This is a genomic window from Kamptonema animale CS-326 (assembly GCF_028330895.1).
Taxonomy (GTDB): domain Bacteria; phylum Cyanobacteriota; class Cyanobacteriia; order Cyanobacteriales; family Microcoleaceae; genus Kamptonema; species Kamptonema formosum.
In genome coordinates, this window is the sequence record NZ_JAQMUA010000098.1 from 1 (window position 1) to 4,273 (window position 4,273).

Below are 4,273 nucleotides of genomic sequence, written 5' to 3' on the forward strand. Positions count from 1 at the left end.
CCCATAGACCCAATAAATCACTATTAGAACTTTCCAGCTCTCGGCGGTAGCCTTCCAAAGTCCAAATTCCGCCAAAACAAAGCTGGTCGAGTTCGACGGCTGCTGGCAGGTGTTCTAGTGCAAGATGTTTAATTTCTATCAAAGGCACAGCGGTCAATTGTACACTAGAAAATAAACTAGGGCTTAACCCTCTTAAGTAACAAATCCTTCCTAGTCTAGGTCATTTAGCCTCTAGTCCCCAGTCTATATCTCGCGGCTAATGATTAATGACTAATGACTAACGACTAATGGCCAAAAACACTTAATTATTACGATGGTATCAATTCAATCTGTTGAAGTTCAAAATTCTGGACTTCAGTATCTACCTGACTCTAAAAATACCCCGCAGACTCGTTCGCCGAATCAGGAACTTTTACCGCTCACAGCTAGAGTTAACAGTCAAGATCGCTTGGAGATCGGGGGTTGCGATGTAGTTAACCTGGTTGAGCAATTTGGTTCGCCGATCTATATTTTAGACGAAGTGACATTGCGAACGGCTTGCCGCCAGTACCGGGAAGCCTTAAAACGTTACTATCCGGGTGAGTCTCAGGTACTTTACGCTTCTAAGGCGTGGAGTTGTATGGCGGTTTGTGCGATCGCATCCTCCGAAGGCTTAGGTATCGACGTGGTATCTGGGGGCGAAATCTTTACTGCTCTGCAAGCTGGCGTTAGTCCTAACAAACTCTACTTTCACGGTAACAATAAATCTCGCAGCGAACTAGAACTAGCGATCGAAAGCGGCTGTACTATTGTCGCCGATAACTGGCTAGAATTATCAACTCTGGTTGACATTCTAGAAAATAGAGCAACCCAACCAGTGCGCGTCATGCTGCGGTTTACTCCAGGGATCGAGTGTCACACACACGAATACATTCGCACAGGCCACCTTGATAGCAAATTTGGGTTCGATCCCAACGATCTCGATCGAGTCTTTGCCTTCCTAAGCAAACAGCCCTCATTATCCTGTATTGGCCTACACGCTCACATCGGTTCGCAGATTTTTGAACTGCAACCCCACGAAGATTTAGCAGTAGTCATCGCCGAAGCATTCGTCAAAGCAAGTCACTACGGCCTACCTGTGGGGGAACTCAACGTTGGCGGCGGCTTAGGCATCAGCTATACTGAAGCGGACGATCCTCCCAGTATCGAAGCTTGGGTAAAAGTAATTGGCGAATCGGTAGCAGCAGCTTGTCAAAAGCTGGAAATACCTTTACCGAAATTGCTTTGCGAACCAGGGCGATCGCTGATTGGTTCAGCTTGCGTCACCGCTTACACAGTTGGCTCTCAAAAAGTCATTCCCGGAATGCGGACTTATCTAGCTGTAGATGGCGGGATGTCAGACAACCCGCGTCCGATTACCTACCAATCAGTATATCGAGTAGTCGCAGCCAACCAAATGTCTGCTCATTTAACAGAAACAGTAACAATTGCTGGCAAACACTGCGAATCAGGCGATATTGTGATTAAAAATGCTCAGTTGCCAGTATCAAAACCGGGAGATGTCCTGGTCGTAATGGCGACAGGTGCTTACAATTACAGCATGGCCTCTAACTATAATCGGTTGCCTCGACCAACAGCCGTTTTAGTCAGAGATGGGGAAGCAAACGTTATCATACAGCGTGAAACTTACCAAGACTTACTGAGGCAAGACCGCTTGCCCGAAAGACTCGTCAAACAAGTGGAATAAAAGACGGTTCATGTTTCATGGTTCATGCTTCATGGTTCAAGGTTCATGGCTAGCAGCGAACTATGAACCATGAACAATCAACAATCTAGTTTTGACATTAACAGTGCGGGCTTTTTGCAATATCCCCCTGTATCTTTTTTAATTCACGGGCTGGATCTCGGATTGGTCTTTGCCCTAGCGTACATGGTGCTTGTCATTATTGGAGAACGCCGGACGCTATGGATGGTACGGGGGTTTATTGTTCTGATGTTAGCTACAGCGGTAAGTAACTGGGCTGGGTTGAGGTTGCTGCACATTGCCCTCAACAGCTTAGTCACTGGTTCCGCTGTGGCAATGGCAGTGATCTTGCAATCAGAATTTCGCAGATTGCTGGAACAATTGGGTCGGGGTGAAATTCTGCAATTGTTTGGCCCAGGTCGCAGGTCTATTCCTGAGCCTGATAGTGTGATTGATGAAATTGTGGACGCAGTTAAAGAACTTTCACAAAATCGTACTGGAGCTTTACTCATCCTTGAAACTGACTCTCCGATTGACGAGCGGGATTTTTCAGTACCAGGTGTAAAGCTGAATGCTGAAGTTTCAAAAGAACTTTTGCAGACTATCTTTCAGCCAAAAACTTTGCTCCACGACGGGGCGACTCTGATTAGAGGTTCTCGAATTGTGGCGGCGGGGGTGATCTTGCCGCTGTCAGAGCGTACTGCGTCGCGGCAGTTGGGAACTCGTCACCGAGCGGCGATGGGCATTACAGAGCGAGTGCAAGCTTGCATCTGTGTGGTTGTCTCTGAGGAAACGGGTTCTATTTCTTTGGCTCAGATGGGAAATTTAAACCGACCTTTGACGAGTAGCAAACTCAAGGAGTTGCTAGAGGCAAAGCTTAACCCCTCTGAGGGAGAGGGAGTAGCGCCGCCAATCCCTATAGGCAATCTGGGACGGCAGATAGGCTATAGGGCATCGGCTATGATTTCGCGGATATTACGCCGTCCGCCACCAAGTAATCGCGATAAAAATTGAGGCAGTTAACAGTTAACAGTTAACAGTTAACCAGAATAGGTTTCCACCTCGGAATTATATATGAGTGCAAAGTTAAGCGTTTTACAAGAATTGCCTGCTGACCTCGATCGGGAAAGATTGCCCAAGCACGTAGCAGTGATTATGGATGGAAATGGCCGCTGGGCTAAGCGTCAGGGGTTGCCTCGAATTGCGGGTCACAGTCGGGGAGCGAGTACGCTGAAGGAGTTGCTACGGTGCTGCAAGGATTGGGGCATTGAAGCGTTAACTACCTATGCTTTTTCGACTGAGAATTGGGGCAGACCTCTGGAAGAGGTAGACTTTTTGATGAGTTTATTTGAGGGGAAGCTGCGCCAAGAATTGCGGGAGATGGTGCAGGAGGGGGTAAAAATTAAGTTTATGGGAAATTTACAGGCTTTGCCGAAGTCTTTGCAGGCAGAAATTGAACGTTCTGTGGCTGAAACTGAGCAAAATCAGGGGATTCGGTTTACTGTGGCGACGAATTATGGAGGGCGTGAGGAGATAGTGCAGGCGGCTCGTGCGATCGCGTCTCAGGTGAAGTTGGGGCAGTTGCAACCGGAGGAGATTGATGAGGCTTTATTTAAACGCTATCTCTATACGGCTGATGTTTGCGATCCCGATTTGTTAATCCGCACGAGTGGAGAAATGCGGTTGTCAAATTTTATGCTCTGGCAGATCGCTTATGCGGAAATTTATATTACTGATACTTTGTGGCCTGATTTTGACCGCAAGGAGTTTCATCGCGCTCTCTATGCTTACCAACAAAGGAATCGTAGGTTTGGGAAAGTTTGAATGAAGAAAGAAGAGAGAGATGGGGAGGATAGGAGGATGAGGAATTTTTAAGTTTTTCAACTCAAAACTCAATACTCAAAACTCCCAATCCTCCCCTCTCTCTCTTCCTTCTTACAAACAGGTGCGATTAACCTTGGTTGTAGGATTCTGAAGGGGTGATATTTAATCCAACTTCAGCGGCTAAACGGCTCAGCATCGATTGATGGCGCTTCTTAGCAGCGCGATCGCGATTCATCATCAAGGAGCGAGCTTGCTCTGAAATAGGCATAACTGGTGTCGGATCTGTTTGGTCAACTGCTGCTTGACTCTCTACGATCGCACTTGGGTTATTGCAATAAGTTACACCGCGATAGGTCAAGTTTACGCTCGGTTGCAACAGTGGAGCTTTCTTAAGATTGCGGAACCGCCAATCTAAACCCCGATACTTGCCGCCGATGTTACCTTCAACGGTTTCAACTACGGGAGGAGTGTATTCGTAACTAATGCCGCGATATTTGAGTTTCATGGTCTTCGCCTCTTCTGTCAATAGTGTGGTGAACTGAGGCGCGTTCCTTCGGGAGTTGTCCCTACTTCCGTCTCGTTCGCCTCTATAAAACTAGAGGCAATTAAGATGAACGATTTATTTTTCTTTCTGTATTCATTGTTACTGTTTTTTCGGCAAATGTCAAGTCTGTAATAAAACTTAACTATTTAGACGAAGAAGGGGCTAGGGGAAGAGCGGGGGAG

Annotated in this window: 4 protein-coding genes and 1 riboswitch; of the genes, 3 read left to right on the forward strand and 1 reads right to left on the reverse strand. The window is 46.9% G+C overall.

What is annotated here, in order from left to right; genetic code table 11:
* Positions 1-313: 313 nt before the first annotated feature.
* The 3 genes from lysA (at position 314) to PN499_RS05700 (ending at position 3,547) form a co-directional block, all read left to right on the forward strand.
* On the forward strand, positions 314-1,726 hold the full coding sequence (gene lysA, locus PN499_RS05690; protein ID WP_272030726.1) for a diaminopimelate decarboxylase: 1,413 nt from the start codon (positions 314-316) through the stop codon (positions 1,724-1,726).
* A gap of 69 nt (positions 1,727-1,795) precedes the next feature.
* On the forward strand, positions 1,796-2,737 hold the full coding sequence (gene cdaA / locus PN499_RS05695; protein WP_272030727.1) for a diadenylate cyclase CdaA: 942 nt from the start codon (positions 1,796-1,798) through the stop codon (positions 2,735-2,737).
* A 60-nt stretch (positions 2,738-2,797) separates the two neighbouring features.
* Positions 2,798-3,547 carry an isoprenyl transferase gene (locus PN499_RS05700; protein ID WP_007357262.1) on the forward strand — a complete coding sequence of 250 codons (750 nt, stop codon included), beginning with the start codon at positions 2,798-2,800 and terminating at the stop codon, positions 3,545-3,547.
* A gap of 127 nt (positions 3,548-3,674) precedes the next feature.
* On the opposite strand, the gene PN499_RS05705 is transcribed toward PN499_RS05700, so the two are convergent.
* Positions 3,675-4,052, reverse strand: a complete 378-nt coding sequence (locus PN499_RS05705) for a DUF4278 domain-containing protein (protein ID WP_272030728.1) — start codon at positions 4,050-4,052, stop codon at positions 3,675-3,677.
* Between the two features lie 37 nt (positions 4,053-4,089).
* Positions 4,090-4,166, reverse strand: a riboswitch (Glutamine riboswitch).
* Between the last annotated feature and the right edge of the window lie 107 nt (positions 4,167-4,273).